34 protein-coding genes are annotated in these 26,198 nt (G+C 47.0%); 29 read left to right on the top strand and 5 right to left on the bottom strand.

The window, feature by feature from the left end:
- Window positions 1-17: 17 nt before the first annotated feature.
- Window positions 18-566: a sigma-70 family RNA polymerase sigma factor gene (locus EL268_RS19680; RefSeq protein WP_106656646.1), complete on the top strand. Its 549-nt coding sequence runs from the start codon at window positions 18-20 to the stop codon at window positions 564-566.
- Complete coding sequence (locus EL268_RS19675; RefSeq protein WP_106656645.1) at window positions 536-1,537, top strand: hypothetical protein; 1,002 nt, start codon at window positions 536-538, stop codon at window positions 1,535-1,537. Before EL268_RS19680 ends, EL268_RS19675 begins: the two co-directional genes overlap by 31 nt.
- A 56-nt stretch (window positions 1,538-1,593) precedes the next feature.
- Here EL268_RS19675 and EL268_RS19670 read toward each other — a convergent pair whose 3' ends face one another.
- On the bottom strand, window positions 1,594-2,472 hold the full coding sequence (locus tag EL268_RS19670; RefSeq protein ID WP_106656644.1) for a GNAT family N-acetyltransferase: 879 nt from the start codon (window positions 2,470-2,472) through the stop codon (window positions 1,594-1,596).
- On the bottom strand, window positions 2,450-2,938 hold the full coding sequence (locus EL268_RS19665) for an HIT family protein (protein WP_106656643.1): 489 nt from the start codon (window positions 2,936-2,938) through the stop codon (window positions 2,450-2,452). The genes EL268_RS19670 and EL268_RS19665 overlap by 23 nt, the downstream gene beginning before the upstream one ends.
- 190 nt (window positions 2,939-3,128) lie before the next feature.
- Between EL268_RS19665 and lepA the strand changes: the two genes are divergently transcribed.
- Entirely contained in the window at window positions 3,129-4,946 is a 1,818-nt protein-coding gene (lepA, locus tag EL268_RS19660; protein WP_047072572.1) for a translation elongation factor 4, read from the top strand.
- A gap of 92 nt (window positions 4,947-5,038) precedes the next feature.
- On the opposite strand, the gene EL268_RS19655 is transcribed toward lepA, so the two are convergent.
- From EL268_RS19655 to EL268_RS33970, 3 genes are all read right to left on the bottom strand, one after another.
- On the bottom strand, window positions 5,039-6,184 hold the full coding sequence (locus EL268_RS19655; protein ID WP_106656642.1) for a tyrosine-type recombinase/integrase: 1,146 nt from the start codon (window positions 6,182-6,184) through the stop codon (window positions 5,039-5,041).
- Between the two features lie 78 nt (window positions 6,185-6,262).
- Window positions 6,263-6,727 carry an ImmA/IrrE family metallo-endopeptidase gene (locus EL268_RS19650; RefSeq protein WP_373863426.1) on the bottom strand — a complete coding sequence of 155 codons (465 nt, stop codon included), beginning with the start codon at window positions 6,725-6,727 and terminating at the stop codon, window positions 6,263-6,265.
- A 1-nt stretch (window position 6,728) separates the two neighbouring features.
- On the bottom strand, window positions 6,729-7,427 hold the full coding sequence (locus tag EL268_RS33970; protein ID WP_373863425.1) for a helix-turn-helix domain-containing protein: 699 nt from the start codon (window positions 7,425-7,427) through the stop codon (window positions 6,729-6,731).
- Window positions 7,428-7,692: 265 nt separating this feature from the next.
- Between EL268_RS33970 and EL268_RS19635 the strand changes: the two genes are divergently transcribed.
- From EL268_RS19635 to EL268_RS19510, 26 genes are all read left to right on the top strand, one after another.
- Window positions 7,693-7,890, top strand: a complete 198-nt coding sequence (locus tag EL268_RS19635) for a helix-turn-helix domain-containing protein (protein ID WP_106656640.1) — start codon at window positions 7,693-7,695, stop codon at window positions 7,888-7,890.
- The gene (locus EL268_RS19630) at window positions 7,887-8,639 is read left to right on the top strand and encodes a phage antirepressor KilAC domain-containing protein (RefSeq protein ID WP_106656639.1); all 753 of its coding nucleotides are present in this window, start codon (window positions 7,887-7,889) and stop codon (window positions 8,637-8,639) included. The genes EL268_RS19635 and EL268_RS19630 overlap by 4 nt, the downstream gene beginning before the upstream one ends.
- A 34-nt stretch (window positions 8,640-8,673) precedes the next feature.
- Entirely contained in the window at window positions 8,674-8,925 is a 252-nt protein-coding gene (locus EL268_RS19625) for a helix-turn-helix domain-containing protein (protein ID WP_106656638.1), read from the top strand.
- Between the two features lie 8 nt (window positions 8,926-8,933).
- The gene (locus EL268_RS19620) at window positions 8,934-9,161 is read left to right on the top strand and encodes a hypothetical protein (RefSeq protein WP_106656637.1); all 228 of its coding nucleotides are present in this window, start codon (window positions 8,934-8,936) and stop codon (window positions 9,159-9,161) included.
- Entirely contained in the window at window positions 9,158-9,448 is a 291-nt protein-coding gene (locus tag EL268_RS19615; RefSeq protein ID WP_106657799.1) for a DNA-entry nuclease, read from the top strand. Before EL268_RS19620 ends, EL268_RS19615 begins: the two co-directional genes overlap by 4 nt.
- Before the next feature lie 22 nt (window positions 9,449-9,470).
- On the top strand, window positions 9,471-9,698 hold the full coding sequence (locus EL268_RS19610) for an AbrB/MazE/SpoVT family DNA-binding domain-containing protein (RefSeq protein WP_106657798.1): 228 nt from the start codon (window positions 9,471-9,473) through the stop codon (window positions 9,696-9,698).
- The gene (yyaC, locus tag EL268_RS19605) at window positions 9,689-10,210 is read left to right on the top strand and encodes a spore protease YyaC (RefSeq protein ID WP_126435452.1); all 522 of its coding nucleotides are present in this window, start codon (window positions 9,689-9,691) and stop codon (window positions 10,208-10,210) included. The genes EL268_RS19610 and yyaC overlap by 10 nt, the downstream gene beginning before the upstream one ends.
- Before the next feature lie 180 nt (window positions 10,211-10,390).
- A complete protein-coding gene (locus tag EL268_RS19600) occupies window positions 10,391-10,747 on the top strand; it encodes a replication terminator protein (RefSeq protein ID WP_106656590.1) in 357 nt (118 codons plus the stop codon).
- Between the two features lie 15 nt (window positions 10,748-10,762).
- The gene (locus EL268_RS19595) at window positions 10,763-11,473 is read left to right on the top strand and encodes a hypothetical protein (protein ID WP_106656591.1); all 711 of its coding nucleotides are present in this window, start codon (window positions 10,763-10,765) and stop codon (window positions 11,471-11,473) included.
- 95 nt (window positions 11,474-11,568) lie between these two features.
- Entirely contained in the window at window positions 11,569-11,757 is a 189-nt protein-coding gene (locus EL268_RS19590; protein ID WP_106656592.1) for a hypothetical protein, read from the top strand.
- Window positions 11,754-13,064 (top strand): AAA family ATPase, encoded by a 1,311-nt coding sequence (locus EL268_RS19585; RefSeq protein ID WP_106656593.1) that lies wholly within the window; start codon window positions 11,754-11,756, stop codon window positions 13,062-13,064. The genes EL268_RS19590 and EL268_RS19585 overlap by 4 nt, the downstream gene beginning before the upstream one ends.
- Entirely contained in the window at window positions 13,064-14,167 is a 1,104-nt protein-coding gene (locus tag EL268_RS19580; RefSeq protein ID WP_106656594.1) for an ATP-binding protein, read from the top strand. The genes EL268_RS19585 and EL268_RS19580 overlap by 1 nt, the downstream gene beginning before the upstream one ends.
- Before the next feature lie 18 nt (window positions 14,168-14,185).
- On the top strand, window positions 14,186-14,755 hold the full coding sequence (locus tag EL268_RS19575) for a hypothetical protein (protein WP_115984563.1): 570 nt from the start codon (window positions 14,186-14,188) through the stop codon (window positions 14,753-14,755).
- Between the two features lie 230 nt (window positions 14,756-14,985).
- On the top strand, window positions 14,986-16,566 hold the full coding sequence (locus EL268_RS19570) for a DEAD/DEAH box helicase (RefSeq protein WP_106657716.1): 1,581 nt from the start codon (window positions 14,986-14,988) through the stop codon (window positions 16,564-16,566).
- A gap of 16 nt (window positions 16,567-16,582) precedes the next feature.
- On the top strand, window positions 16,583-16,972 hold the full coding sequence (locus tag EL268_RS33860) for a DUF3797 domain-containing protein (RefSeq protein ID WP_106657715.1): 390 nt from the start codon (window positions 16,583-16,585) through the stop codon (window positions 16,970-16,972).
- A gap of 116 nt (window positions 16,973-17,088) precedes the next feature.
- Window positions 17,089-19,005: a DNA cytosine methyltransferase gene (locus EL268_RS19560; RefSeq protein ID WP_126435382.1), complete on the top strand. Its 1,917-nt coding sequence runs from the start codon at window positions 17,089-17,091 to the stop codon at window positions 19,003-19,005.
- Window positions 19,006-19,030: 25 nt separating this feature from the next.
- Window positions 19,031-21,274: an AAA family ATPase gene (locus EL268_RS19555; protein ID WP_106657673.1), complete on the top strand. Its 2,244-nt coding sequence runs from the start codon at window positions 19,031-19,033 to the stop codon at window positions 21,272-21,274.
- A 273-nt stretch (window positions 21,275-21,547) separates the two neighbouring features.
- Complete coding sequence (locus EL268_RS19550) at window positions 21,548-21,787, top strand: hypothetical protein (RefSeq protein ID WP_106657674.1); 240 nt, start codon at window positions 21,548-21,550, stop codon at window positions 21,785-21,787.
- On the top strand, window positions 21,777-22,175 hold the full coding sequence (locus tag EL268_RS19545) for a RusA family crossover junction endodeoxyribonuclease (RefSeq protein ID WP_106657675.1): 399 nt from the start codon (window positions 21,777-21,779) through the stop codon (window positions 22,173-22,175). Before EL268_RS19550 ends, EL268_RS19545 begins: the two co-directional genes overlap by 11 nt.
- A 3-nt stretch (window positions 22,176-22,178) precedes the next feature.
- Entirely contained in the window at window positions 22,179-22,418 is a 240-nt protein-coding gene (locus EL268_RS19540) for a hypothetical protein (protein ID WP_106657676.1), read from the top strand.
- Window positions 22,415-22,930 carry a sigma-70 family RNA polymerase sigma factor gene (locus EL268_RS19535; protein WP_106657677.1) on the top strand — a complete coding sequence of 172 codons (516 nt, stop codon included), beginning with the start codon at window positions 22,415-22,417 and terminating at the stop codon, window positions 22,928-22,930. The genes EL268_RS19540 and EL268_RS19535 overlap by 4 nt, the downstream gene beginning before the upstream one ends.
- An 82-nt stretch (window positions 22,931-23,012) precedes the next feature.
- Window positions 23,013-23,501: a hypothetical protein gene (locus EL268_RS19530; RefSeq protein WP_106657678.1), complete on the top strand. Its 489-nt coding sequence runs from the start codon at window positions 23,013-23,015 to the stop codon at window positions 23,499-23,501.
- 115 nt (window positions 23,502-23,616) lie between these two features.
- Complete coding sequence (locus EL268_RS19525; RefSeq protein WP_106657679.1) at window positions 23,617-23,925, top strand: hypothetical protein; 309 nt, start codon at window positions 23,617-23,619, stop codon at window positions 23,923-23,925.
- Window positions 23,926-23,953: 28 nt separating this feature from the next.
- A complete protein-coding gene (locus EL268_RS19520; protein ID WP_106657680.1) occupies window positions 23,954-24,718 on the top strand; it encodes a hypothetical protein in 765 nt (254 codons plus the stop codon).
- A 23-nt stretch (window positions 24,719-24,741) separates the two neighbouring features.
- Window positions 24,742-25,275 carry a hypothetical protein gene (locus EL268_RS19515; RefSeq protein WP_232029943.1) on the top strand — a complete coding sequence of 178 codons (534 nt, stop codon included), beginning with the start codon at window positions 24,742-24,744 and terminating at the stop codon, window positions 25,273-25,275.
- A gap of 469 nt (window positions 25,276-25,744) precedes the next feature.
- Window positions 25,745-26,137, top strand: coding sequence for an HNH endonuclease (locus tag EL268_RS19510; RefSeq protein WP_106653952.1), 393 nt, complete (start codon window positions 25,745-25,747; stop codon window positions 26,135-26,137).
- Window positions 26,138-26,198 lie beyond the last annotated feature (61 nt).

Raw genomic sequence — 26,198 nt, 5'->3', positions numbered from 1 at the left:
TGAAGGAGGTCGCGCCCTTGGAAAAATTGCAGCCAACGACAGATGCTGCGTTTGAACAAATCATGAGGGAATATGGGACCCGCGTGCTTCGACTCGTCACTTTTCTGGTCAAGGATCGCAGCTTGGCAGAGGATATTACCCAGGACGTTTTCGTCAAGGTGTATCGGCATCTTCCCCGCTTTCGGCAGGAGAGCAGCGTGCACACGTGGTTGTATCGCATCGCGGTAAATGAATGCAAAGGTTATTTGCGTTCTTGGTCGTTCCGTCATATCCTTCCCCGTTCGTGGATTAGACAGGATGGGGAGCTTTCTACAGAAAGTCTTGTGCTCGATCAAGCCGAGAGGGACCAGCTCGTAGCAGAAGTGCTGCAGCTTCCTCCGCTCTATCGCCAAGTGATTGCCCTTCATTACTACGCGGATTTATCCATCACAGAGGTGGCAGAGGTACTAGGGGTAACGGAAGGAACAGTCAGAACCCGGTTGCATAGGGCCAGACAGCAGCTGCGGCAGAGTATGGGAGAGGGGAGGGACTGGGAATGGACGAAAACCGATGGCTCACGGACTTAAAGGAACGGGCAGATCAGACCATTTTTCGTAATGTTCAATTCACTGCATCGATGGAAGAGCGAGTGCGTCAGAGGGTGAGGCCCGGGACAGGATGGATGATTGGCTGGAGCAAAATAGCCTTGCCGGGTGTTGTGCTGACGATGGGCTTGCTATTGTGGTTCGGGCTCCTAATTCAGGAGGAGAGACATTCTTCACAGCACGAGGTAAGACCTTCAAAACAAGAGACACAAGTACCCTCCTTGTTGCCAGGGGGCCAAATCGTCGAAGCGGATTTGTGGAAGGTGTCGCCTTCTTTGTCTTCCACTTACGACAATCAGTCCTTTTCTTATTTGGGAGAAAAGCCTGTCCGCATCATGACAGATCAGGACGCTTTCTACGAAGGGCAGACGCAGCGTGTGATATGGCTATTGAATGGGGACTACGCACAAGAAGTAGAGATCGCTGCTTACAGCACCGATGGGACCCGTCTGTCATTGGGCAGCTACGAGGTTATGGACCCGTTATACGATGCAGATGGCCATTTTCCATCAGGGATCGTGTTGCCTGAACCGGGAAAATGGAAGCTGGAAGCAAGATCAGGAGGCAAACATCTTGGACAAGTTTTTGTCGAGGTGAAAAAAGGGATAGCACCTGCGAACCGGCAACTGGTCGGCCCTATCATTCAGCAGTATTTGGAGACGGAAAGCGATAAGCTGGGGTGGCTGGGAAAACAACGCGAGATGAATGTCGAGCTCCTCGGAGTCGAAGCGCCAGATGCTGCGAAACGAACGGTATACGCGTGGGTAAAAATAACGGGAAACAATTCTTCCGCACTCAGTGCACCGATGGTCTTTCAAATCGTCTACAATGGGAAGGGTTATCGGGTAACTGACTTCCAAATGCCCGAGGACGGCAGTAACTACCAGAGCAGCCTGCAAAAACTGTTTCCACCTAAAGTGCTGGAGCAAGTTAACAACCGATCAAAAACATAGTAAGAATGACAAAACGGACCTCTGCCTAAAAGAAGGTCCGTTTTAGCTTTTCATGTCTATCCGTATATTTGAGCGCCTATCGCCCAGTATGTCCCATCACGACGTGGCAGGCTATCAGCATTCGCAACCATCACTGGGGGATGTGAAACCTGTGTGAAGCCGCTTTGCTCCAAATAAGTGTGAAACGCTGCTTGCTCATCCGGTACATCTATTCGCACACGTCCGGTATGATGTTGTGTCAGCTTGTACAGGATATGTTCAGCCATGACGGCATTTTCTGCGACAATCGGCCCCGCGATAAGATTGACCGGGCCTTGAACAGCGAAGCCATACCCGATGATCTTGCCTGAGAAATTTTTGGCTACCAGACAGGTGCTAGCTTGTCTCATGCGTGTCCCGAGAAAATGAGAGCGTCTGCTACCCAGCGCTGCTTTGTCCAATTCAACCACGCTCGAGAAATCGTCTAACTCCATTGGCACCATTTCAAACTCGACATTGGCTTCGTTAGGCAGAGGTGCTTTAGGTACAAAGCGTTCAGCTATAAACTTCCGAATACGATCGACTGTCTCGAACCCGAGGTTTTTGTACAATGGCTCTCCTTCTGGAGTCGCAATAAGCATGATCGTTGTATCCGTAGAAACAGACGCCATGCAAGCCTTCATGAGCTCGCGTCCAAATCCTTTTCCTTGTGACGAGGGATGGACAATCACCATACCAATGCTGGCAAGCTTGTCTTCGTAGGGAATAATAGCCGCACTTGAAAGTAGGGTACCACTCCCATCTTTGTGACCGAATACGCTCCCGATAGACAGAATTGTGCGAATTTCCGCTTCGTCGTAATCCCAGCCTACGGAATCAGATAAGGCAATGAGTCCGGGAATATCCGATATCGTTAAGGAATGCAAGCAAGGGTCAACGCTGTTCACTTTGATCATTCTCCGTTTCTTTCTTTGTGTTCACGGTGGTATCGCCTATGAAATCGTTTAATGCTTCCGCCACTTTTGTACGTGTAGCGGCCAAGCGGTTCGCAGCTCCATGCTCGTACAGCGGATCACTCCACCCGAAGCCGTCATGATGGAATCTTGGGATGACATGCACATGGAAATGAGTCAAATCGTTGAAAGCACCGCCGTTTTGACAAATGGTAATGCCATCGGGCTTGTACAACTTGGTAAGGGCATGGGACAGGGATGTGACTACCTCGCACACTTTTTGCATCGTTTGTTCATCCAAGTCTATCCAATCTACCAGATGCTGCTTCGGGAGGACGAGCGCATGACCTTCAGAAAAAGGATCGATATCCAAGAGGCACGCCACCCATTCGTTTTCATAGACGATATGCGCTTCTTCAATTCCATGGGCCAACCGGCATCCTAAACAATCTGCTTTCTGTGGATTCATGGCTAGGCACCTCCATCTATGTACCACTTTAGCACAGGAAAAGTTTGGATACGAGAAAAAGGAGGCAAATGCCTGATTCTCTTTGGTTGCTCTTTATATCATCGGTTTGTTATAATTACTGTTAGTGTATTTTTTGCGAGGCGCAATCTGAACGTTTGAATGGATTCGCGTGGGAGGGAACGAACAACACATGGATCGTCGTGAAAGACAAAAAAGGATACGAAATTTTTCCATCATCGCCCACATTGACCATGGAAAGTCGACGCTGGCAGACCGCATTTTGGAGCTGACCGGTGCTTTGACTGCACGTGAGATGGAAGCCCAGTTTCTTGACACGATGGAGCTGGAAAAAGAGCGCGGGATTACGATTAAGCTGAATGCCGTGCGTTTGAACTATAAAGCAGATGACGGTGAGGAATACATTCTCCACCTGATTGACACCCCAGGACACGTCGACTTTACGTATGAAGTATCCCGCAGTTTGGCTGCCTGTGAAGGGGCTATCCTCGTCGTGGATGCAGCACAAGGGATCGAGGCCCAGACTTTGGCTAACGTGTATTTAGCGTTGGACAGCAACCTGGAGATCATTCCAGTTGTTAACAAGATCGACCTGCCTAGTGCAGAGCCTGAGCGCGTGAAGCAAGAGGTTGAGGACGTGATCGGTCTGGATGCCAGCGATGCGGTCCTGACTTCTGCCAAAGCGGGTATCGGGATTAAAGAAGTACTGGAAGCCGTTGTGCAAAAAGTACCTGCTCCAGAGGGAGACCCGGATGCTCCACTGCAAGCTTTGATTTTCGACTCCTATTTTGATGCGTATCGTGGCGTTATTGCCTCCATCCGTGTCATCAACGGAACCTTGAAAAAGGGTATGAAGATCAAGATGATGGCGACTGGCAAGTCGTTTGAGGTAACCGAAATTGGTACATCGACACCGCGTCAAACGCAAGTAGAAGAATTGACGGTCGGAGATGTAGGCTACGTAGCTGCTTCCATTAAAACAGTGGGAGACACCAGTGTGGGGGATACCATTACAGATGCGAATCGCCCTGCTCCTGAACCGCTACCTGGTTACCGCAAGATCAACCCGATGGTTTTCTGTGGTTTGTACCCAATCGAAACGAACGAGTACAACGATCTGCGCGATGCATTGGAAAAGCTCCAGCTAAACGATGCATCCTTGCAGTTTGAACCGGAGACTTCCCAAGCACTTGGTTTTGGTTTCCGTTGCGGTTTCTTGGGACTTCTGCACATGGAGATCATCCAAGAACGTATTGAACGGGAATTCAACATTAATCTGATTACGACCGCGCCGAGCGTTATTTACCGCATTACCAAAACGAACGGCGAAGTATTCGAAATCGACAACCCGTCCAAAATGCCGGAAGCGCAAAAGATCGAAATGGTCGAGGAGCCTTATGTTACGGCGACTGTTATGGTGCCGAAAGAATACGTCGGTGATGTTATGCAGTTGTGCCAAGGTAAACGCGGTGAGTTTCTTGACATGCAGTATATGGGTGAGAACCGTGTGCAGCTGAAGTACGACATGCCTTTGTCGGAGATCGTTTACGATTTCTTTGACATGCTGAAGTCGGGTACAAAAGGCTACGCATCCTTTGACTACGAGCTAGGTGGGTACAAAGCTTCCAAGCTGGTGAAAATGGATATTCTCCTCAACGGTGAAGTGGTGGATGCTCTGTCGTTTATCGTTCACAAAGACACGGCTTATCCTCGTGGAAAAGTCATCTGCGAAAAACTGAAGGAACTGATTCCACGTCAGCAATTCGAGGTGCCGATTCAAGCGACCATCGGACACAAGGTTGTCGCTCGTGAAACGATCAGTGCCTTGCGTAAAAACGTTCTTGCCAAATGTTACGGCGGGGACATCTCACGTAAGCGCAAACTGCTCGAAAAGCAAAAAGAAGGAAAGAAGCGCATGAAGTCTGTCGGTTCCGTAGAGGTACCGCAAGAAGCATTTATGGCTGTATTGCGCATGGATGATAAGAAGTAGCAGTAGTATCAAGGGTTTAGGGATTTGCATGTAAGGCAAAAGTTGCTTTCCCCCACCGTACAGCCACCGGATTGGCAAAATGGTGGGGGATTTTATTTTACTTCGCCCATGAGTCTCTCGAAGATGTCGACGGTCTGGTTTCTCATTTTGTCAGTTAAGTGGGAATAAGTGTCCAAGGTGATTCCCGAGCGACTATGACCCAATCTTGCCTGGATATCTTTGACGGGGGCTCCTTGTTCCAGCAGCAGTGTCGCATGGGTGTGTCGAAGTGAGTGGAAATTGAAATCAATATCGAGTTTTTCCCTGATATTTCTACCACTCCACTTGCAACTTGAAGGAGTGACATTCTCGCCATTTTCTTTGGTGCATACAAAGTCACTGACATGGTAGAACTCGCCATATTTCAACCTATTCTCTTTTTGACGAACTTTATGCTCCTTGAGTACTCGAATCAATGTAGCCCCTATGTGAATGGTTCTGTAAGATGATGAAGTTTTTGGTGTACCAAAGACCCATTCTTTGTTAACATTGACCAATATCTTATCGACAGTAATCGTACCCTCGTGTAGATCAACAGCATCCCAAGTGAGGGCGCACACCTCACTTACTCTCATACCGGTATTAAGTCCGATGTGAAAAGGGATGTAGAATGTGTTGGATGGATCAAGGAACTCAGCAATCTTTCTTATTGACGACAAGGGTAAGATTTTTAAATCTGTCTCTGTCGTCTTTTTGTTTTCTTTCTTGGGGAGCTTTACATACTGCATGGGATTTTCGTTTAGTAGCTTATACGGATACACTGCTTGCTTTAAAGCATGTTGCAAAACTGTATGGAAAATAGTTAACGTTTTTCGGGAATAGCCTTCTCTGTGTTTGTCATTTATGAACTTTTGAAGGAGCTCTGGTGTTAGTGATTTCAACTTAATCATTCCGATTGCTGGTTTGATGTGATTCTTGATGATCCCTTTGTAATTTTCTTGAGTGTTATGTTTTAAGTTAACCATCACATATTCATTCAGCCAAAAAACCATAAAGTCATATAAGCTGATTTTAGAAGGTTCAAATATTGTCCCGGTGTTTTCGTATTCAGAAATAGCCCTTCTTAATATTTGTTTTGCTTGAGCTTTAGTCTCAGCTCCTTCTGCTTTTCGCTCAAACTTCTTCCTCTTTCCATCGATCTCCCCTAGGTCAAAATAGTAGTACCAAGAGCCATAACGCTTTCTTACTCCGCCTTCCAAAATAACTCACCTCATTATCAGAATGTATGTTCGGTTAAAGCTGTATAGAAAACAGCCTTGCGGCTGGAAAGCGCAAAGTTACTCAAAGAATTCAAGTACACCCAATGGCTCGAAAGTAACAATAGATGGGCCGACGATTACATGGGTTCCGTATTTTTCGATGTACCTTTTCAGTGATGAGTCCAGAAATTCCTCAGTTACTCCAAGATGATCGGCAAGTTCATATCTGTTTCTAATACCTTGTTTATGGGCATGCACAAAAGCCGAGAGTGGAACAAGTCTTTCGTATCCCCAACTTCTTGCGCGGTTCTCTTGCTGGCGGTTTTCTATTTTTGATTGATCTAAAATGTTACCAACTGTTTTGTGGTAGTGTCCAAGTTCTTCAGCAAGTACGCATGCCTTCTCAATGGTGGTCGGTATCAATTTATTAATTGCAATTACGTTATCGCTGTATAATCCTTTGATTCGTGCTGAAAGAGGCTTTTCGTAGATGTCTATTCCTTGGTGTACAGCCTCAACTAGAAGCTGCTCATACGTCATCATGTCACTCCTGTTGTTTTCTCTTCGTTTTTACAAACTGTTTAAAGAGTTCGATCTCCGCAAGTTCTTCTTCTGTCCATTCATCCCCGTCATGGTGGGCAGCTATGGTTTCAGGTTCATAGCTTGAACTCTCTTCTGTATTGCTTGGTTCTGACATCGCTTCTTTAAATTCAGCTTCCCTAAATCTTGCATAAGCTATCACCATTTCAGTTTCAGACATGCCCTGCTTTTGGTAGTGATGCAATAATTCTATGGGAATGTCCTCTAATAAATCATCGCTCATTTCTCCCAGATCGTATCCCGCAGCTTTGAAAAGAGATTCGGCGTCAACCAGCCAATCGTTTTCATTATGAACAGCAATTTTCAAAACGGAGTCTATAGATGGCTGCGTATACTCGACACCTGAACATAGCCTGTTTAAATAAAATTCATCCAAGCCTGTATCTAAGGCAAACTCCTTTATCGATCTTTTGTACCTAATCAAATTGATAAACGATGTGAGCTCGCTTTTATCGAATCCGTAAAGCAAATAATCAGTGGAGACACCAAAGTATTCGGACACCTTTTGTACTTTGTCGACAGAAGGGGAGTTTTTATCCCAATTACGGATAGTACCCCTTCCAAGCCCAATCTCCCTTTCTAACCCTATCAAGGTAGTGTTTTTACTACTACATAAATCTTGGATACGCCCTACTAAAGACATAAATAAGTCCTCCCACAAACTAAAGAGTATTAAATATAGCACTTACATGTTGACAGGTAGGAAATATAACACTATACTAAAGTCAACAGCTTAATTATTGGCAAAAAAGGCAATAAAAAATCAGAGGGTTTGAAACCCAATTTTAAAAATCGTTCCCCAACGACTGTTATTTGGTTTTGCCTTCTTTAAGATAGTAGTACATTTACGACTTTCTGTCAACGATTAAGCTGTGCTTTTTACAAACTTTAGGTGGGAGGGTTTTATAGTGACCAATTATACCGATTTCGGATTAGAAGCCAGAAAGATCATGCTCCAAAAGAAAATCAAAATGGTAGACGTAGCAAGAGAGCTAGGAGTTTCGGTTACATACATCTCAGAAATTTTCAAAGGCACACGTGAAGGTAAAAAGCAAAAGCCACTTATCGTAAAGATGCTCGGCATGGAAAGTGAGGTAGCGCAATGAACGATTTAATCCCAACACACTCCAATGAAAATGGAAACCTTCTTGTGAGCGGTCGTGATCTTCATGAATTTTTGGAAGTTGGTACTCGTTATGATATCTGGTTCGATCGAATGAAAGAATACGGATTCGTAGAAAATGTGGACTTTATATTGGTTGTTCAAAAAAGGTCAACCAATAATCCTAAAAATCCGGTTACCGAATTTACCGATCACCATATCAAAATCGAAATGGCAAAAGAAATCTCTATGATACAGCGGAACGAAAAGGGGAAGCAAGCTCGACAATACTTCCTCGAGCTTGAACGTAAATGGAACAGTCCTGAAATGGTCATCAAGCGGGCGCACGAGTTTCTTGAGCGCAAAGTGGCTGCCCTTACTACAGAGAACATGGTTCTCATTCAACAGAATGGCGAATTAAAACCTAAAGCTTCCTATTATGACTTGGTACTCCAGAATAAATCGCTATTATCTGTTTCTAAGATTGCCAAGGATTATGGAATGAGTGCGGTGGCTCTCAATAAGAAGCTAAACGAACTCGGTATTCAGTTCAAGCAAGGCGACATCTGGCTGCTGTATGCAAAGTACCAGGATAAGGGTTACACCCAGACAACAACGCACGTCATTGATGCGGATTTATCACGAGTAAGCACGAAGTGGACCCAGAAAGGTAGACTCTTTATCTATGATCTGTTGAAACGGGTAGGCATTCTTCCTGTGATTGAACAAGATGATCAACACAACACAGCCTGAAAACAATTTGGGCAGGAGAGGGGAGGGATTAAAATTGAATCGTCTTCATCCAGTTTCAGAGGTCGCTGAAATTCTCGGGGTTAACAACAACTACGTTTACGACTTAATTCGCCATGGCCATCTACAAGCACTGAAACTTGGAAGGTTAAAAGTCTCAACATTTGAGTTGGAAAGCTTCATGCAAAGGAATTCAGGAAAGGACTTCTCGGACTTAAGTAATGTCATTGATTTAAGAGCGGTGACGGATGAAGGTTTGCAATCTTCAAAAAAACCAAACGCGAGGTGAAGGTTGTGATGTACGACTTTGATTCTGCGATTAACCGAATAGCAGAGCTTTGGAGAATCTATCGTTCACTGCGTAATCAGCCTGCTGACGGCACATGTGACTGGTGGATCGTGAATGAAGTAAACGAGCTGGAAAAGGAAATGGCCACTGCTCGTAACAGTGACCAATTCAACACACAAACAAATTTGAATAGTCCTATCCTACCACAGTTCCTTGGAGGTGGACAAGCACTATGACACGAGCTGCTGCAACCATCGTCATCGAAGACGGCATTGAATATGATCGGTACGGCAGGATGCAATACCACCCGGAATTTCACTTTAATCATAAAACACCATTTGAAGAGGATGAGCTGGAATACCTCTGCAAGTTCTATGAAACAGATGCAACAAGATCGCTTTCCTTTGCATTAGGAAGAACGGAACACACGATTAGAACCACGGTTAATCAACTGAGAAAAAACGGAATGTACCAGGTGTATAAAGATCGTTGGAATGCACGCTATGAACTTGAATCTAACTGAAAACACAGGAGGAAATAAGGACATGAAATCAACAGGCATTGTACGAAAGATCGATCATTTAGGACGAGTTGTTTTGCCAAAGGAGCTTCGTAATACTCATGATCTTCCGGAAGGGACTCCAATGGAAGTCTTCGTGAACAATAACCAAATCATTCTCAAGAAGTATGTGCCTGGTTGCGCTTTGTGTGGGAGTGTTGAGAACGTTCAACCGCATAAGAGCGGAAAGTTGGTGTGCAAAGGATGCCTATAAAACGAAAGTTAAAGCTCGCAACAAAAATTAAGCGACTTATCCCGAAAGGGAAAAAAGTACTGTTCGTTTGCGTTGGTACAGACAGATCAACAGGTGATTCTCTTGGTCCGCTGGTTGGTACTGCATTGAAAAAGCTCAAATTTGACGTGTTGGGAACACTGGACGAGCCTGTGCATGCAATGAATATTGCCGAAACACTTACTCAAATTGAGAAGAACTATCCGAACCATTTTGTTATTGCGATAGATGCAAGCCTTGGGGCTTTCAAAAATGTGGGAAATGTTGAAGTATCGTGTGGTGCCCTGAAACCAGGTGCAGGTGTAGGGAAGGAGCTACCAACTGTCGGTGACGCACACATATACGGAATCGTTAATGTCGGAGGATTCATGGAATATTTTGTCCTTCAAAACACGCGGCTTTCATTCGTAATGAAAATGGCCACTCAAATAGCAGATGCTTGCCATGAAGCATTAAGAGGAAAGGAACGTGGACGAGCGAGGAAAGGAGCATAAATGGAAACACCGCGGGCTTCGGCCCTGCGTGCAGCTGGTATGAAATTGTCAGTTGCACGGAGGTTCGAACCTCCAAGTTATACATAGCGAGGTCATCGGGATCAGTCAGAGGAGCTGTACGGCTGGCAGAGAGGTTGGGCTGCTGGCGGCCTCGTGACTAAAGAGAAGGGAGGAGAAAGAATGTTCAGATTGGACGATTTTGCGAATGGTGCGCTCACAGAAAAATTCAACATGGAGGCGCAACGGGTTTTGGAAAACATTGCTGATCCGAATACAGACCCAAAGAAAGCGCGAACCATCACCATGACAATCACACTCAAAGCAGATGATAACCGTGAGCTGGCAATGGTTGATATCAACACGAAAGCTTCGCTTGCTCCATCAAAAGGCGTACAAACCAAAATCATCATGGGACGTGACAGACAAGGGAAGGTTGAGGCTGCCGAATTGAAATCAGGGGCAGTTGGCCAAACATACATCACGGATGAAGGCGATGTGGCAGACGACAAGGGTAACAAAGTTGTGCAATTCAAATAATCGGGAGGGATATTCGTGTTAAAAGAAGCCTTGCAATATTTGATTGGTCTTGGAAACACAGAAATCTTGACTGTTGCAACAGGTCAGGAATACGCCTCACAGCCGGTTCACTTGATTAAGCAGCCAACACCAGAAGCATTAGTTGTTCGGAATCTCTCAGGTCTGGTAGATTACCTGATTCACAACTATGACGATCAACCGCCTGTTCTCGTCCATGTCGCTAGTCCTACACAAGTTGATGTATTCAGCACTTTTAATAACGACTACAACCGGAATCATCTTTTGAGAGCAGAAGCACTGCTACCAAGAATAGCATTCGGACAATTTTTGGATGCTGAACCTTTCAATATTCTTTTGCAAAGCTGCTTTGTTCCTAATGAAGCGCGATCCGTCGTGTTAAAAGTAATCGGCAACATTAAAGAGGAAACAGTATCCAACATCGGAGACGATGGCGTTTCCCAACAAGTAACTGCAAAGACAGGGGTAACAACTGTTGAAAATATCGTAGTACCGAATCCAGTTTCTTTGAAGCCATTCCGTACTTTTGTAGAAATTGAACAGCCCGAGAGCGAATTCGTTTTCCGTATGAAGTCCGGGCCCTCCGCAGCCTTGTTTGAAGCAGATGGAGGCGCATGGAAGCTGACTGCGATTGCTAGAATCAGTGAGTATCTGCAAGGTGCCCTTGAAGATGAAATCAAAGGTGGAAAAGTAACAATTATCGCCTAGCAATCCAAACAGAAAAGGACTCCGCTGCAACGGAGTCCTAAGTACAACTATGGTTGGCTTCATGCTACCACAGATGACGCCAGGAGGGAAGAACATTGCTTTGTATGAAGGGCGATGAAGTCAAGATGAAATCCGGTGAAATAGGTATAGTAACCGATACATGGGGGATTGCCCGGGATTGGTGCAAAGTGAAGGCAAATGACGGGCAAATCATTATTACCATGACGGAAAATATTGAATCAATCCTCACACGTAATCGAGAGAAATCGAGGAGGAAGCCATGATAACAATTAGTAGGCTGGAAATCGAAAACGTGAAACGTGTCAAAGCTGTCAAAATCGAGCCGACAAGAGCGGGATTAACGGTGGTCGGTGGGAAGAACGGACAAGGCAAGACTAGCGTATTGGATGCCATTGCTTGGGCATTGGGCGGCAATAAGTACCGCCCTTCCCAGGCTGAACGCGAAGGATCGGTTGTTCCTCCATATCTCCATCTCGTCCTATCTAATGGTCTGATCGTTGAGCGAAAAGGTAAAAACTCGGACTTGAAGGTCATCGATCCAAACGGCCATAAAGGCGGTCAGCAGCTGCTTGACAGTTTCGTTGAAGAACTGGCAATTGATTTACCGAAATTCATGAATTCTACGAGCAAGGAAAAGGCAAATATCCTGCTCCGCATTATCGGCGTTGGTGACAAGCTCCATGAGCTGGAAACCAAGGAAAAGGAGATTTACAACCAACGCCATACCATCGGTCAGATTGCTGATCAGAAAGCCAAATTTGCCAAGGAGCAACTATTCTATCCTGACGCCCCAAAAGAGCCGATTTCTGCGTCGGAGCTTATTCGCCAACAGCAAGAAATCCTCGCACGAAATGGCGAAAATCAGCGTAAACGGCACAGGCTGACGCAAATTCAGGCAGCCTACGCTAGCCAACGACAGGAAGTCGAACGGTTCCAGTTGTTGCTAAATGAGGCACAGACCAAATATGCACAACTCGGGGCCGACCTAGAGATAGCTCAAAAAGATACACTCGACCTGATGGACGAGTCGACCGAAGAGTTGGAAGCCAATATTCAGCGGATCGACGAGATCAACCGCAAGGTCAGAGCTAACTTGGACAAGGACAAGGCAGAAACGGATGCAAACGACTACCGCGTGCAATACGAGGCATTGACGGGCAACATCACGGCGATCCGCCAGCAAAAGACAGACCTTCTGACAAATGCGAATTTGCCACTGCCTGGGCTTTCTGTTGAGGATGGTGAGCTGACCTATAACGGTCAGAAGTGGGACAACATGAGTGGCGCCGAGCAATTGAGGGTAGCCACCGCGATTGTTCGTAGGCTCAAGCCAAATTGCGGATTTATCTTGCTGGACAAGCTTGAGCAAATGGACTTGGAGACATTGAACGAATTCGGTCGTTGGCTGGAAGAGGAGGGGCTGCAGGCCATTGCAACGCGAGTCAGTACCGGAGACGAATGCTCTATCATCATCGAAGACGGGTACGTTGCTGGACAGGAAGGCGTTCAATTGCAACAGCAGCCTGGTGAGATCGATCCAGGCCCCACTTGGAAAGCAGGTGAATTTTGATGCAAGTCATTAGTGGAAAGGTAGTAAAGGCAAAGAAAGTCGTTTTGTATGGCCCGGAAGGGATCGGGAAATCCTCACTGGCGGCCATGTTCCCAAAGCCCATCTTCATTGATACAGAAGGATCGACGACGGAGCTTGATGTTGAACGTCTGCCCAAGCCGTCAAGCTGGGAGATGATCAACCAACAAGTTAGATGGGTTATGACACAAATTGGGAGATATGAAACGCTCATAATCGATACGGTCGATTGGGCTGAAATGCTGTGCGTGGAATGCATTTGCGCGAAGCATCAGAAGAATGGCGTTGAGGACTTCGGCTATGGCAAAGGCTACATCTATGTGGCGGAGGAATTAGGTCGCTTTTTGAATCTTCTCAGCGACGTAATCGAAGCAGGTTTTCATGTCGTGCTGACTGCTCACGCACAGATCATCAAGTTTGAGCAGCCAGACGAGATGGGAGCTTATGACCGTTACCAGCTCAAGCTTGGACCAAAAACTGGTTCGAGAACGGCAGCACTCGTCAAGGAATGGGCTGATATGGTTCTGTTCATCAATTACAAGACGTTCTCTGTTGCTACAGACAAGGAGGGAAAGAAGAACAAGGGGCAAGGCGGAGCACGCACAGTCTATGCAACGCATCATCCAGCCTGGGACGCGAAAAACCGCCATGGACTGCCAGACGAGTTTCCACTGGATTATTCCTATCTTGCTCATATCTTCAATAGTTCTACAAAAGCGCCGCCTGTACTGGCAACACCTCCCGCACCTCCGCAGGTAGTCGACCCACCATCACAGACTGCTCAAGAAGCTTGGGGCCAGATGACCGGGGGGCAGCAGCTAGCAGAGGATCAGCAACCTTCTACCGAGGATGCATTGAAACCGCACATCCCTAGTAATATTCCTGCTTCATTGCGAGACTTGATGGTCCAACATCAGGTGTCTGAAAATGAAATTCAGATCGTAGTGAGCAAAAAAGGTTACTATCCGATGGATACACCGATTGCGAAGTATGATCTTGGTTTTGTCCAAGGAGTGCTTGTGGGTGCATGGCAGCAAGTTTTCCAAATGATTCAAGATACCAGAAATGATTTGCCATTTAATTAACAGCGGGAGGAATTACACATGACCCAAATGGATAGAGAACTTGGATGGGATGACGAGATTCAGAAGGACGGTATGGAATTTATTGTCCTGCCAGAAGGTGACTACAACTTTACAGTCACGAAATTTGAGCGCGGGCGATTCGCGGGTAGTGAGAAAATGCCACCTTGCAACCAGGCAAAACTGGAACTAAAGGTTCATTCTCCCGAACATGGTGACGTTGTCGTATTCCATAATTTGCTCTTGCATACCAAAACAGAAGGGTTGTTGTCCAATTTCTTTGCCGGAATTGGCCAAAAGAAGAAGGGCGAAAAGCTACGAATGAACTGGAACACGGTTGTAGGCTCTAAAGGCCGATTGAAATTGGAGATCCATCAATTCAAAAACGGCAAAGGCGAGAATCGGACAAATAACCAAGTGAAGTCCTTTTATCCATATGAGGAGGTATTCGGACAGCAGCAACAACAGCCTGCTTACCAGCAACCGCAATACCAGCAACAACAGCCACAACAGCCACAACAACAGTATCCAGCTCCGTTTCCGACAGGCGGACAGCAGCAAGGTGGCGGATTTACTCCTGGCCAGTTTTAGGAGGGGCGTATGTCTGAAACAGTATTGATTCAAGACGAACGCTTTACTTGCATTGGTAAGCCTGCATATGGGCTTTTCAAAAAGTGGCGGGATTTACCAGGGTGCGGACTAAAGTGGGAACATGACACGCCAGATGGGAAATGCCCGGTATGCCGTGGGAACTTAATTCCGACGTCGATGGTTGGGCCGCAGCACCGTATTTCTGGCGGGAACGTGGAGGTAATGAAACGATGAATTTACGACCTTACCAACAGGAGGCGCGGGATTCCATTCAATCTGAATGGGAAAACGGCGTGAAAAGAACGCTTTTGGTCCTTCCGACTGGTTGCGGCAAGACAATCGTGTTTTCGAAGGTCATCGAAGATCGGGTAAGGCTGGGCGAGCGCGTGCTCGTCCTGGCCCACCGAGGCGAGCTGCTAGATCAGGCAGCTGACAAGCTTGAAAAATCTACTGGTCTGAAATGTGCTAGGGAACAAGCCGAGGAAACGTCAGTCGGAAGTTGGTTCCGTGTTGTGGTTGGCAGCGTGCAAACAATGATGCGTGAAAAGCGCCTGGAAAAGTTTGATCGTCAATTCTTCGACTCGATCATCATTGACGAAGCACATCATTGCTTATCAGAGAGCTATCAACGTGTTCTGAAATATTTCGATTCAGCAAATGTCTTAGGCGTGACTGCTACACCGGACCGTGGAGACATGCGCAATCTCGGAAGCTATTTCCAGAGCTTGGCCTATGAATACACGCTGCCGAAGGCTATCAAGGGTGGGTATCTCAGCCCGATCAAGGCTATGACTATCCCTTTACAACTGGACTTAACAGCAGTTGGTCAGCAGGCTGGTGACTTCAAATCAAGCGACTTGGGAACAGCCCTGGACCCGTATCTGGAATCGATAGCGGCGGAAATGTGGCGAGTGGCGCAGGACAGAAAAATTGTGGTATTCCTTCCGTTGGTGAAAACAAGTCAAAAATTTGCCAATATTTTGAATTCGTTTGGATTCAAGGCTGCAGAGGTAAACGGCGATTCACAAGATCGAGCGCAAATTTTGGAAGACTTTGATCGGGACAAATATAACGTCCTATGCAACTCCATGCTGCTAACAGAGGGCTGGGACTGCCCAAGCGTTGATTGTGTCGTTGTCTTGCGGCCAACAAAAGTTCGCAGCTTATACAGCCAGATGGTCGGGCGCGGTACCCGACTACATCCTGGAAAAACTGATTTATTGTTGTTGGATTTCCTGTGGCATACCGAGCGGCACGAGCTCTGCCATCCAGCGCATTTAATTGCTGAGAATGAGGAAATCGCCAAGGCCATGACCAAACAGATTGAGGAAGCCGGAATTGCGCTCGATCTGGAAGATGTCGAAAAGCAAGCTGTGGAAGATGTGATTGCGCAGCGTGAGGAAGCTCTCGCCAAGCAACTTGAAGAAATGAAGAAACGGAAGCGCAAACTGGTCGATCCATTGCAATTTGAAATGAGTATCCAAGCGGAGGATCTAGCTAGTTATGTTCCATCGTTTGGCTGGGAAATGGCACCGCCGAGTGATCAGCAAATCAAGACGCTGGAGAAGTTGGGCATTTTGCCAGATGACATCCATAACGCCGGTAAAGCTACGAAGCTGCTGGAGCGCTTGGACAAACGGCGTGAGGAAGGGTTGACCACGCCGAAGCAAATCCGGTTCCTGGAGCAACGAGGATTCGAGCATGTTGGCACTTGGTCATTCGACAATGCAAAGCGTCTGATCGATCGTATCGCAGCTAATGGATGGCGTTTGCCGGACGGCATAAATCCCAAAGAGTACCGTGGGGAGTAGACAAGAGGAGGATAATATGAACGCTCTTAAATCTGTTCAATTGATGCGCAAGTATGCAAATTGTAAGGAATGCGGTAACGACAAAGTTGGTAATGGTGAAGGGACTTTGCTCATTGAAGACGATATTTTCAAACGCAGTTGCAAATGCGGATGGAGTATTGAAGTGGATGAAAATGATAAGCCTTTGCTAAATCTGACCATAGCAGCCTGGGCGACTATTGGGCCAAGAAAGATTTACGAGATTCATGATAAAGATGATAGATTCTTCGGTTATGTCAGTGTTAATGAATTGCAGAAAATGGGCTACGTAAAGCGTATCGATCATTGCAAAAAGGCGGAGGAGTTTTTCAATACTCCTGATGGATTGGACTGGGTTAAGAAAAATAGATTTTTCAATGTGCAATAAACGCTATGAATTATAGGGTTCAGTTCTACAAAGGCATACGGCTAGAGCTAGCCGGGTACACCGAAGCAATACCCGGAATAAAAAGGCGTTCGATTCAGTGATGGGGGAGTAATAGGATGCAGGAAATTGCAGTTGATAATTTCGCGGGTGGCGGCGGGGCAAGTGTGGGCATGGAACTTGCGTTCGGACGCTCTGTAGATATAGCAATCAATCATGATCCAGCAGCCATTGCCATGCATCTGGCAAACCACCCTGAGACAGAACATTACTGCGAGTCAGTTTGGGACGTTGACCCACGTGAAGTTACACGGGGGCGCCCTGTGGGGCTTTGTTGGTTGAGTCCAGACTGTAAGCATTTCAGTAAAGCAAAGGGCGGTAAGCCGAAAGAGAAAGGAATCCGAGGTTTGGCATGGGTGGCCCTACGTTGGGCGGCAACGGTAAGACCCCGGGTAATCATGCTGGAGAACGTTGAAGAGTTTAAGACGTGGGGGCCGTTGTTAAAAGACGGTATGCCAGACCCGAAAAACAAAGGCCGCGAGTTCAATGCTTTCATCAATGCGCTAAAACGTCAAGGATACCAGGTTGACCACAGAGAGTTGCGGGCATGCGACTACGGCGCGCCAACGATTAGGAAACGCTTCTTTCTGATTGCTCGGTGCGATGGACGCCCGATTGTATGGCCGGAACCGACTCACGGAGATCCAGAGAGTGCAGAAGTCAAATCTGGAAAGCTACTGCCCTGGCGGACCGCAGCGGAGATCATTGATTGGTCGTTGCCATGCCCGTCCATTTTTGAACGGAAGAAGCCTCTGGCAGAGAATACGTTGCGTCGGATCGCACGAGGAATCCAGCGTTTTGTGATCGATAATCCGAATCCCTTTATCGTAAAGGTCAATCATCAAGGAGAGCAATTCCGTGGGCAACAGATCAGCGAGCCGATGCAGACCATAACAGCAAAAAATGGGTGGGGTATTGTCACTCCTTACATTGCTCGGATCGGGCAGACCGGATTTGGCGGTGATCGATTGCAGTATGAAGTGGAAGAACCTCTAACGACAATCATAACAAAAGCTGAACATCTACTCGTGACGCCAGTATTGGGGGTCAATACATCAGGGCACCCAGGAAGTTCGGTAGATGAACCTCTCAGAACAGTCACCACGGGCGGTCACCATATGCTAATTAGTCCAGCACTCATCCAGATGGGCTACGGAGAAAGGGAGGGACAGCAGCCGCGCGTTCTTGATCTTGAAAAGCCAATCGGAACAGTTACAGCAGGTGGTAACAAATTCGGACTTGCGACCGCTGAATTAATCGCTGTTCCCCATATTACCAAGTTCCGGACTGGAGCTACTGGCCATGATGTCAACGAGCCATTACACACTGTAACTTCTGGTGCGGGAAGTAAACGTCCTGCTGGAGCAGCTCACGCAATGGGAATGGTAACAGCTTTTCTATCACGCCAATTCGGACAATCAGTTGGACATGCCGCAGATGCTCCAGCAGCTACGATAACAGCAGGAGGAGGCGGTAAGTCCGCGCTTGTAACAAGCCATTTGGTCAAGATGCGCGGGACCAATACCGGACAGAGGGTTGATGTTCCTTTGCAGACGGTGACAGCCGGCGGCAATCACTTCGGGGAGGTCAGAGCGTTTTTGATGGCCTACTACGGCAGCAGTGTCGGGCAGAAGACAGATGAACCACTTGGAACAGTAACGACTCGGGATCGATTTGGACTGGTGACCATTCATGGGCAAGACTATCAGATTGTCGACATCGGTATGCGGATGCTGGAGCCACATGAGTTGTTTGCCGCCCAAGGCTTTCCTGACACATACATCATCGATCGGGACGCAGACGGTAAATCATACCCAAAAAGTGCCCAGGTAGCGCGCTGCGGCAATTCAGTACCGCCCCCTTTCGCAGAAGCATTGGTCCGAGCGAATCTACCGGAGATGTGTACTGGATCAGGAAATTCCTTGGCGTTCGAGAGATACAAACAGCAAGAAGGGCAGCTGCAATTGTCTATGTGAGACGACAGAAAGGGTTGTAAAGCCTATGGAAAATAGATTGGATCTCGTTGCGCTGCTGGCTTACATCGACCCGGCCTATCTTACCTATCAGGAATGGTTAAACGTTGGCATGGCCCTCAAGTATGAGGGCTATACAGCCAGCGATTGGGATGAATGGAGCAAGCGTGACATGGGCCGTTACCATCCCGGAGAATGCTTTAAGAAGTGGACGACCTTTGAAGGCACAGGTGGTAAGCCAATTACTGGTGCGACGATTACGCAAATGGCGAAGGACAACGGCTGGTTGCCGCGTTCTGGCGTAGAAGACAGAGAGCTGGGCTGGGATGATGAGATTGCCGGCGATTATGTAGTGGTCGATAAAAACTGGATCGAGGGCAAGGAGATCCACGAGCCTGCTTCGTGGAATCCAGTGCAACAGCTCACAACGTATCTGGCCACACTGTTTGAGGCATCCGAAAATGTCGGATACGTGGTGGATACATGGCAAAACGATGAAGGAAAATACCTGCCCACCAAAGGGGCATGGGACCGGACGGCAGGCGAGCTGATTCAATTGCTGAATCAAAGCAATGGCGATATCGGGTCAGTGCTGGGTGACTATAATCCCGAAGCAGGGGCTTGGATACGATTCAATCCGCTCGACGGCAAGGGCGTGAAGAACGACAATGTGACCGAATTTCGGTACGCCTTGGTAGAGTCCGACACGATGGATATTGAAAAGCAACACGCGATTATGCGTGAGCTGGAGCTGCCAATCGCTGTCCTCGTATATAGCGGCGGGAAGAGCCTCCACGCGATCGTTCGCATCGATGCTGTCAGCTACGACGAATATCGGAAGCGCGTCGATTACCTGTACAACGTGTGCAAAAAGAACGGTCTTAGCATCGACAATCAAAACCGTAACCCATCTCGACTTTCCCGAATGCCAGGCATTGAGAGGAACGGGAAAAAGCAATTCATTGTAGACACCCACATTGGAAAAAGCAGTTGGGCCGAATGGAATGAATGGATTGAGGGAATCAACGACGATCTTCCTGACCCGGAGAGTTTGGCGAGCTATTGGGACAACATGCCTCCATTGGCACCACCGTTAATCGAAGGTGTGCTCCGGCAAGGCCATAAAATGCTGATGGCGGGTCCGTCCAAGGCTGGTAAGTCGTTCTTGCAAATTCAGCTTAGTATCGCCATCGCAGAGGGGATCAAGTGGCTAGGATGGCAATGCACGCAGGGCAAGGTGCTTTACGTCAATCTGGAGCTAGACAGCGCCAGTGCCTTAGATCGTTTCAAGAATGTTTACCAAGCACTAGGGTTGCAGCCCCTAAACATTGACAAGATCGACATTTGGAATTTGCGCGGCAAATCCGTACCGATGGACAAGCTGGCGCCCAAATTGATCCGGCGAGCTGCCAAGAAGAATTACATCGCGGTCATCATCGACCCGATCTACAAGGTCCTGACTGGCGACGAAAACAGCGCTGACCAAATGGCGCATTTCACAAACCAGTTTGACAAGATCGCAACGGAGCTTGGTGCCAGCGTCATCTACTGTCACCACCATTCAAAGGGGTCACAAGGCGGCAAAAAGTCGATGGACAGGGCCAGTGGCAGCGGCGTATTTGCCCGCGATCCAGACGCGCTGATCGACTTAGTGGAGCTAGATGTAACCGAGGCTTTACTCAAGCAAGAGGAAAACAAGGCGGTATGCGCCGTATATAGGCAGCTCTTTGAAAAATTCAATCTGAACTATTTGGACGAGCATATCTCCCAGGACGATTTACTGAGTGCCCGGGCGATGGAGGATCACGCCAAACGCGCCATTCCAAGACAAGCGGAAGCAGCCAGAGAGAGCATTGAACAAGCGGTGCGCAGTGTCCGCAAACGTTCGGCATGGCGAGTGGAGGGCACGCTGCGCGAGTATCCAAAATTCGATGCAGTCAACATGTGGTTCCAGTATCCGATTCATCGAGTCGATGACGTGGGCAGCTTGAAGGACATCGAGCCAGAAGGGGAAGCGCCAGCATGGAAGAAGGCGACCGATAAGCGGAAATCGTCTGCCAAGAAAGAACAGCGTAGCAAAGAGGCACAATTTGAGGATGCTGTGAACAATTGCAATTTTGGTGAGCCTCCGACTGTCAAAGACATCGTGGAATGGTTCGGGAAGTCCGGTAAAGAGGTTTCTGAGCGGACGGTTAGGGACTGGATCAAGAAGTACGGTTACGTTTTAAAGGACGGCGTGATTGTCAAAGACAACGGCGGAGATCATGATTAATGCCGCCGCCGCCAAATTAGAACACGGCGGCAACGACCATCAAAATATGATTGCCGCCGCCGAATGCAGAAGATGGCGAACACCATGAATTTATGGTCGCCGCCGCGCGGAAAAAAGCACCCCTATATATATACGCGCGATGTAATAAATAAAATAATGATTAATCTACTAGTGTAAAACGTAGTGAGAGAGAAGGTCGCCGCTGCCGTTTCTGCGGCGCCCCCTGCTCTCACGTTGACTACGTAAGCGCGAGAGAAAAGGGAGAGAAAAATCATGACGAAAAAATATTGGGAAAATGAAACTCCCGAAACGATCGAATTCGGAAATTATTTCATGCGTTGTTTTGATAAAGCCGGAAAACTTCAATTCGGCGTAAAGATCGACGGCAAGTTTATCGTCAAATTTGTTTTGGACAGAACGGCATTGTTCTCCAGCGAAGAGGCTCCGGCCTACTTGCGAGGGACAGTAAGTGACTGGGAAGAGATGCTAGAGGATCAAAACAATGACAACTGAATTCTTTATGCCAATGAAAAATCCCCCGACCGTCACCCATCAACAGAAACAGGTCACGATCATAAATGACAAGCCAGTATTTTATGAGCCTGCCGAATTGAAAGCAGCCAGGGCGAAGTTGATGGCTCACCTTGGGCGGCAAGCGCCAGAGCATATGTATACCAAACCTGTCAGGTTGATCGTCAAGTGGTGTTTCCCGATCACAGGCAAGCGACAAGACGGGGAGTACAAGGCTACGAAACCGGATATCGACAACAGTCAGAAACTACTGTTTGACTGCATGACTGATTTGAAATTCTGGAAGGATGATGCCCTAGTGGTCAGCTTGATCGCGGAGAAGTTCTGGGCCAAACTCCCGGGAATCTATATTCGCATCGAAGAGGTATAGCCTATGGATTACAAAGCCTTTTACGACGATGTTGTCGGCTGGATCAATCAGGCAAACCAGGCTGCTGTTATGTATGGGATGCATACCGAGCAGTTCTGGGCATGGGTGGCCGACTCAAGCGCTGCTATCAGCAAGAAGTATCGGGACAATCCGCTGGTCATTAAACAAATGCTCATGCTCGTTAACTGGCTTGAAGAAGCGTATGAGAATAATGCACATGGGGGAAAGGGGATTAAACAATGAACGCTGTAATGAGCGACGACATTGATACGCTAGTTCGGAACAGTTTGCCATTCGTTCACCATATCTTGAAAAATTATTATCCGCCTACTGGCTTTGATTACGATGACCTTTTTCAAGTTGGATGCATTGGACTTATTCAAGCCGCAAGAAAGTTTGATCCGTCTCTGGGCTTTAAATTCACGACGTATGCAGGAGTATGGATTGAGAATGAGATAAGAAAAGCCATCCGTATGCAAATGACCGCGAAGCGGACAGGTGATGTCATTTCCATGGATTGGGTCGGTAATGAAGAGGAATCACTGGCGGATTTACTCGCAAACTTTGATTCGGTGGAAGAAGAGGTCGAAGCTAAAAGGTTGTTCACGGAGCTGATCCGTCAAGAGCCAGATATCACCTTGCTTGCTTTGGAGGGATACACTCAAAAAGAGATTGGGCGAAAGCTAGGGATGAGCCAGGTCAACGTGTCTAGGAAACTAAAAAACATGAAAAATGTTGCAGTAGCCTTGTGCTGAATCAGTCATGGTAAGCAAAGCGAGAATTGTTGGACGAACCAGGAGACGTGGTGATATCCGTTTTCCACATAACGAAGAGGCTATGGAGCCGAGCGAGGTTATTACCTATCGGCTCTCTCCAGAAGAAATGGAACGTCTCGTGAAGGGAGATAAGAATACGATGGGTGCTGCAACGAAAAGTAGGAAGGATTTGACCAAAGAGGTCTACCTGAAATTGGTCAAGCAAGGCAAAATCGATTCGCATATTCGTAAGGAATACGGACTTTCGAGTTGGACGCAATTGAAACGGATGAAAGAAAACTGGGGAATACTAGAGGCGTCTGGCGCTGGTAATAAACGCGATGCAGCTCCTGTAGAAGTTTCGCTTGAAGAAGTTATGGCCAGAATGGACGAATTGGCCGCTGAACATGCAGAAACAAAAAAACAGTTGAATGAGCTCCGAGAAATGCTCACCCAACTGAAACAGGAAATGAAATTACCTAATCGTCAGTATATCCCGAATGTCGATGAAAAGTCTAACAATGACAGAACAATTGAGCTGATGCGAGCGTTACTGAAAGAGCTACTTTGAATTAACAAATCGGTAACTGGTTGTAAAATTCTCGGTTTTTAGGAGAAATGGTTGTAATGACTTTTGTCAAGATTAACTCGAATTATTCCAAAAATTATTCTTGGGAGTGTTTTGGATGAGCATATCAAATTTCCGAGTTCTAGGTGGAGAAAAGAACTACAGTGGCATGACAAGCGAATTAGCAAAGGATGAAGCAGCATATGCGGGTGTGAAAGCTTTCGCTTGGTTTGACATGTTGAAAGGAAAAATGAAGCCCATAAGATGGTACAAGCCTACCAAGAAAGGCACTCGGGTGAAATTCGAAATGATTGCATCGCAGGAAATCTATGACACAAGCTACGGCGAGTTTGAAGGATACCTCAAGCACATCAATGAGAAGTATAGCCTTGGGTTGGAAGTAACCAGCGATCAAAGAGCAGTATAAATACTTTTGAAAATAGGGGGATTGTACGATGAGTGTAAAACTGTATGTTTCCGAAGGATCAAAGCGCGTAGAGCTTGAGTTGAGTAAAGCGAATAACCTGCAGGTGTTAAACATCATTCAAGGGATGTTTGGGTTCTTGGGATACGAGCTGAAAGAAATCACAAAGCCGATTCAGCAAAGTATGAGTTACGGCCCGATTTTTTCTGATCCAGGAGCGCCAAATAAAGAGGAGCCTATTGTTGAATCGAAAGGTATCCCAATACCCTTTGTACCCTTTGAGATGCCGGAAGCTTCCGAAGAAGTGGACAAGCAGGTAAAGGGATTGCGACAGCTACCGCTCATTAATGGCGGACATACTTTGTCTCAGTCTCTTGGAGAAAAGTTGGGGCCGCTTCTTGGGTTGGAAGTGAAGGAGGGCGCGGCCTGGGTGGATGGATCGGAAAATCCAATTGTTCCTAAAGAGAGCCAATCTCATATGACCATACCACTTGAAGAATCACTCATTGATCCAACTAAGGAGTATCCGGCTATTCGGAACATCAATGGAGTACCGCACTATCAAACATACGTTTATTGCAAAAATCAAAAATGCCAGAAACGAAAAAAAGTGTTCGTGAAGGAATTGCAGTTGTCCGTCTATTGCCCTGAATGCAATACGAAGCATGTCAGACGTGATGCGACGAATGGAGGTTTTCCTGAACAGGACGATTTCGGGAACTATTTCAAAGCGGATCGGCTCTGGGTGGAGAACCACAAACCTCATCACGAGAGAATCAAAAGCCCGTTGAAATAAACAGCAAAGTGGAGGTGGTCGCCTTGAATCAAAGACTAGCAGAAGAAGTAACCAAGCTGTCTGCGGAAACTGCGGTTAAGGCAGCGATAGAGTTTCTTGAAAAAGAGAAACAGAAGCAGCAAAAAGAAAAACGGGACTGGCGGCTCCGGAATACAAAGCTGTTGTTGAAACACTATCGGTCGTTTGTGAGCCATGTAGAAGGTGCGAGGGATAAAGTGACAGCGGTGGAATATGCAGATGTTATGACGGATTTGTACTCCAGTGAATTAGCATTAGAGTCCATCAAACGCAGCAGACAAAGGACGATCGTTATGGTGAAATTCGTACGGAAAATGATCAGTGTCTATCAAGCAATGTGTGAAACATCAGGGCTACAAGAGGATTTACGTCGATACAACATCATCTATGAGTTGTACATTTCCGAGAAAAAACAAACGGTTGAGGAGCTCGCAGAATTTCACAATATTGAGCCTAGAACGGTGTACAATGATGTGAAAAATGCGGTAAATACCTTATCAGTCCTAGTGTTTGGCGTAGATGGGATAGAGTTCAACTGATTTCATTTTCGTTTCAAAAACACTTCATTTTTTATTCAGTGAGCCCGTGTTACTATGATAACATCGAAAAATTATGAACAGCGAAAATGTATGAGCCATCCGGCATATCGGGTGGCTTTTTACTATCTTAACGAGGTGGTGTTTCTATTGTGGCCGTTTACGGAAAAACAGGAAATTCTGAATTGCCGACACTGTGAACACTACGCAGAGCTAAGATCATCCGATAAGGTCATGCCGGATAAGACCGTTATCGAAGGGGAAGTCAGGATTAGGCAATGCAGTAAAGGCAGGTTTGAACTAACTGATTTGCAGCCTTGTGGTTTATTTTTGAAAAGGAGTCCAGGTACGCATATGAAAATAGCGATACCTCCTATTCCCCCAAAACCAGGAAGTTCGGTGCAACGAAAAGCTGATCCTTTCAAAAAGTGCAGATGCCACGAGCGAGGTCAAGAATAAAACGGGGTGCGATATGCCAGTAAAACCGAAAAGACCCTGCAATAAAGCAGGCTGCACCGAGCTTACGGCAGATAGGTATTGTGAGGAGCACCAGCATTTACAACAGCAGGCCAGGAATAGACAGCAAGCAAACTACGATAAGCATAGGCGCAACAAACAGTCGAGCGACTTCTATCACAGCAAAGAATGGGAAGCCGTAAGGAACGAGGCTTTGCAACGGGACTACGGCTTGTGCCAAGACTGTAAGCAGGAGCAGCGTATCACTTCGGCTGATGTGGTTGACCATATCAAGCCGCTGCTTCTCTTCTGGGATTTACGTCTACGGCTGGACAATCTACGGTCGCTGTGCCATGCACACCATAACAAGAAGACAGCAGAGGACCGGAGAAGGTACGGGGGAGGGTAAAAAATCTGTAGGCGTCTTTTTATAGACCGCCTCGCCCCCCTCGCACGAATTTTTTTCGTTT

Origin of the sequence: Brevibacillus brevis (assembly GCF_900637055.1) — a bacterium.
GTDB classification, from domain to species: domain Bacteria; phylum Bacillota; class Bacilli; order Brevibacillales; family Brevibacillaceae; genus Brevibacillus; species Brevibacillus brevis.
This window is presented reverse-complemented; position numbering and strand designations above follow the sequence as displayed.

What these genes read in the sequence shown, in the direction of transcription:
- EL268_RS19550 (WP_106657674.1), top strand. Translation starts at nt 21,548, where the DNA reads ATGACGAAAAAATATTGGGAAAATGAAACTCCCGAAACGATCGAATTC.
- EL268_RS33860 (WP_106657715.1), top strand. Translation starts at nt 16,583, where the DNA reads ATGAACGCTCTTAAATCTGTTCAATTGATGCGCAAGTATGCAAATTGT.
- EL268_RS19675 (WP_106656645.1), top strand. Translation starts at nt 536, where the DNA reads ATGGACGAAAACCGATGGCTCACGGACTTAAAGGAACGGGCAGATCAG.
- EL268_RS19545 (WP_106657675.1), top strand. Translation starts at nt 21,777, where the DNA reads ATGACAACTGAATTCTTTATGCCAATGAAAAATCCCCCGACCGTCACC.
- EL268_RS19665 (WP_106656643.1), bottom strand. Translation starts at nt 2,938, where the DNA reads ATGAATCCACAGAAAGCAGATTGTTTAGGATGCCGGTTGGCCCATGGA.
- EL268_RS19530 (WP_106657678.1), top strand. Translation starts at nt 23,013, where the DNA reads ATGGAGCCGAGCGAGGTTATTACCTATCGGCTCTCTCCAGAAGAAATG.
- EL268_RS19615 (WP_106657799.1), top strand. Translation starts at nt 9,158, where the DNA reads ATGACACGAGCTGCTGCAACCATCGTCATCGAAGACGGCATTGAATAT.
- EL268_RS19535 (WP_106657677.1), top strand. Translation starts at nt 22,415, where the DNA reads ATGAACGCTGTAATGAGCGACGACATTGATACGCTAGTTCGGAACAGT.
- EL268_RS19560 (WP_126435382.1), top strand. Translation starts at nt 17,089, where the DNA reads ATGCAGGAAATTGCAGTTGATAATTTCGCGGGTGGCGGCGGGGCAAGT.
- EL268_RS19510 (WP_106653952.1), top strand. Translation starts at nt 25,745, where the DNA reads ATGCCAGTAAAACCGAAAAGACCCTGCAATAAAGCAGGCTGCACCGAG.
- EL268_RS19630 (WP_106656639.1), top strand. Translation starts at nt 7,887, where the DNA reads ATGAACGATTTAATCCCAACACACTCCAATGAAAATGGAAACCTTCTT.
- EL268_RS19575 (WP_115984563.1), top strand. Translation starts at nt 14,186, where the DNA reads ATGACCCAAATGGATAGAGAACTTGGATGGGATGACGAGATTCAGAAG.
- EL268_RS19600 (WP_106656590.1), top strand. Translation starts at nt 10,391, where the DNA reads ATGTTCAGATTGGACGATTTTGCGAATGGTGCGCTCACAGAAAAATTC.
- EL268_RS19650 (WP_373863426.1), bottom strand. Translation starts at nt 6,727, where the DNA reads ATGATGACGTATGAGCAGCTTCTAGTTGAGGCTGTACACCAAGGAATA.
- EL268_RS19555 (WP_106657673.1), top strand. Translation starts at nt 19,031, where the DNA reads ATGGAAAATAGATTGGATCTCGTTGCGCTGCTGGCTTACATCGACCCG.
- EL268_RS19670 (WP_106656644.1), bottom strand. Translation starts at nt 2,472, where the DNA reads ATGATCAAAGTGAACAGCGTTGACCCTTGCTTGCATTCCTTAACGATA.
- EL268_RS19620 (WP_106656637.1), top strand. Translation starts at nt 8,934, where the DNA reads ATGTACGACTTTGATTCTGCGATTAACCGAATAGCAGAGCTTTGGAGA.
- EL268_RS19520 (WP_106657680.1), top strand. Translation starts at nt 23,954, where the DNA reads ATGAGTGTAAAACTGTATGTTTCCGAAGGATCAAAGCGCGTAGAGCTT.
- EL268_RS33970 (WP_373863425.1), bottom strand. Translation starts at nt 7,427, where the DNA reads ATGTCTTTAGTAGGGCGTATCCAAGATTTATGTAGTAGTAAAAACACT.
- EL268_RS19525 (WP_106657679.1), top strand. Translation starts at nt 23,617, where the DNA reads ATGAGCATATCAAATTTCCGAGTTCTAGGTGGAGAAAAGAACTACAGT.
- lepA (WP_047072572.1), top strand. Translation starts at nt 3,129, where the DNA reads ATGGATCGTCGTGAAAGACAAAAAAGGATACGAAATTTTTCCATCATC.
- EL268_RS19570 (WP_106657716.1), top strand. Translation starts at nt 14,986, where the DNA reads ATGAATTTACGACCTTACCAACAGGAGGCGCGGGATTCCATTCAATCT.
- yyaC (WP_126435452.1), top strand. Translation starts at nt 9,689, where the DNA reads ATGCCTATAAAACGAAAGTTAAAGCTCGCAACAAAAATTAAGCGACTT.
- EL268_RS19610 (WP_106657798.1), top strand. Translation starts at nt 9,471, where the DNA reads ATGAAATCAACAGGCATTGTACGAAAGATCGATCATTTAGGACGAGTT.
- EL268_RS19585 (WP_106656593.1), top strand. Translation starts at nt 11,754, where the DNA reads ATGATAACAATTAGTAGGCTGGAAATCGAAAACGTGAAACGTGTCAAA.
- EL268_RS19540 (WP_106657676.1), top strand. Translation starts at nt 22,179, where the DNA reads ATGGATTACAAAGCCTTTTACGACGATGTTGTCGGCTGGATCAATCAG.
- EL268_RS19580 (WP_106656594.1), top strand. Translation starts at nt 13,064, where the DNA reads ATGCAAGTCATTAGTGGAAAGGTAGTAAAGGCAAAGAAAGTCGTTTTG.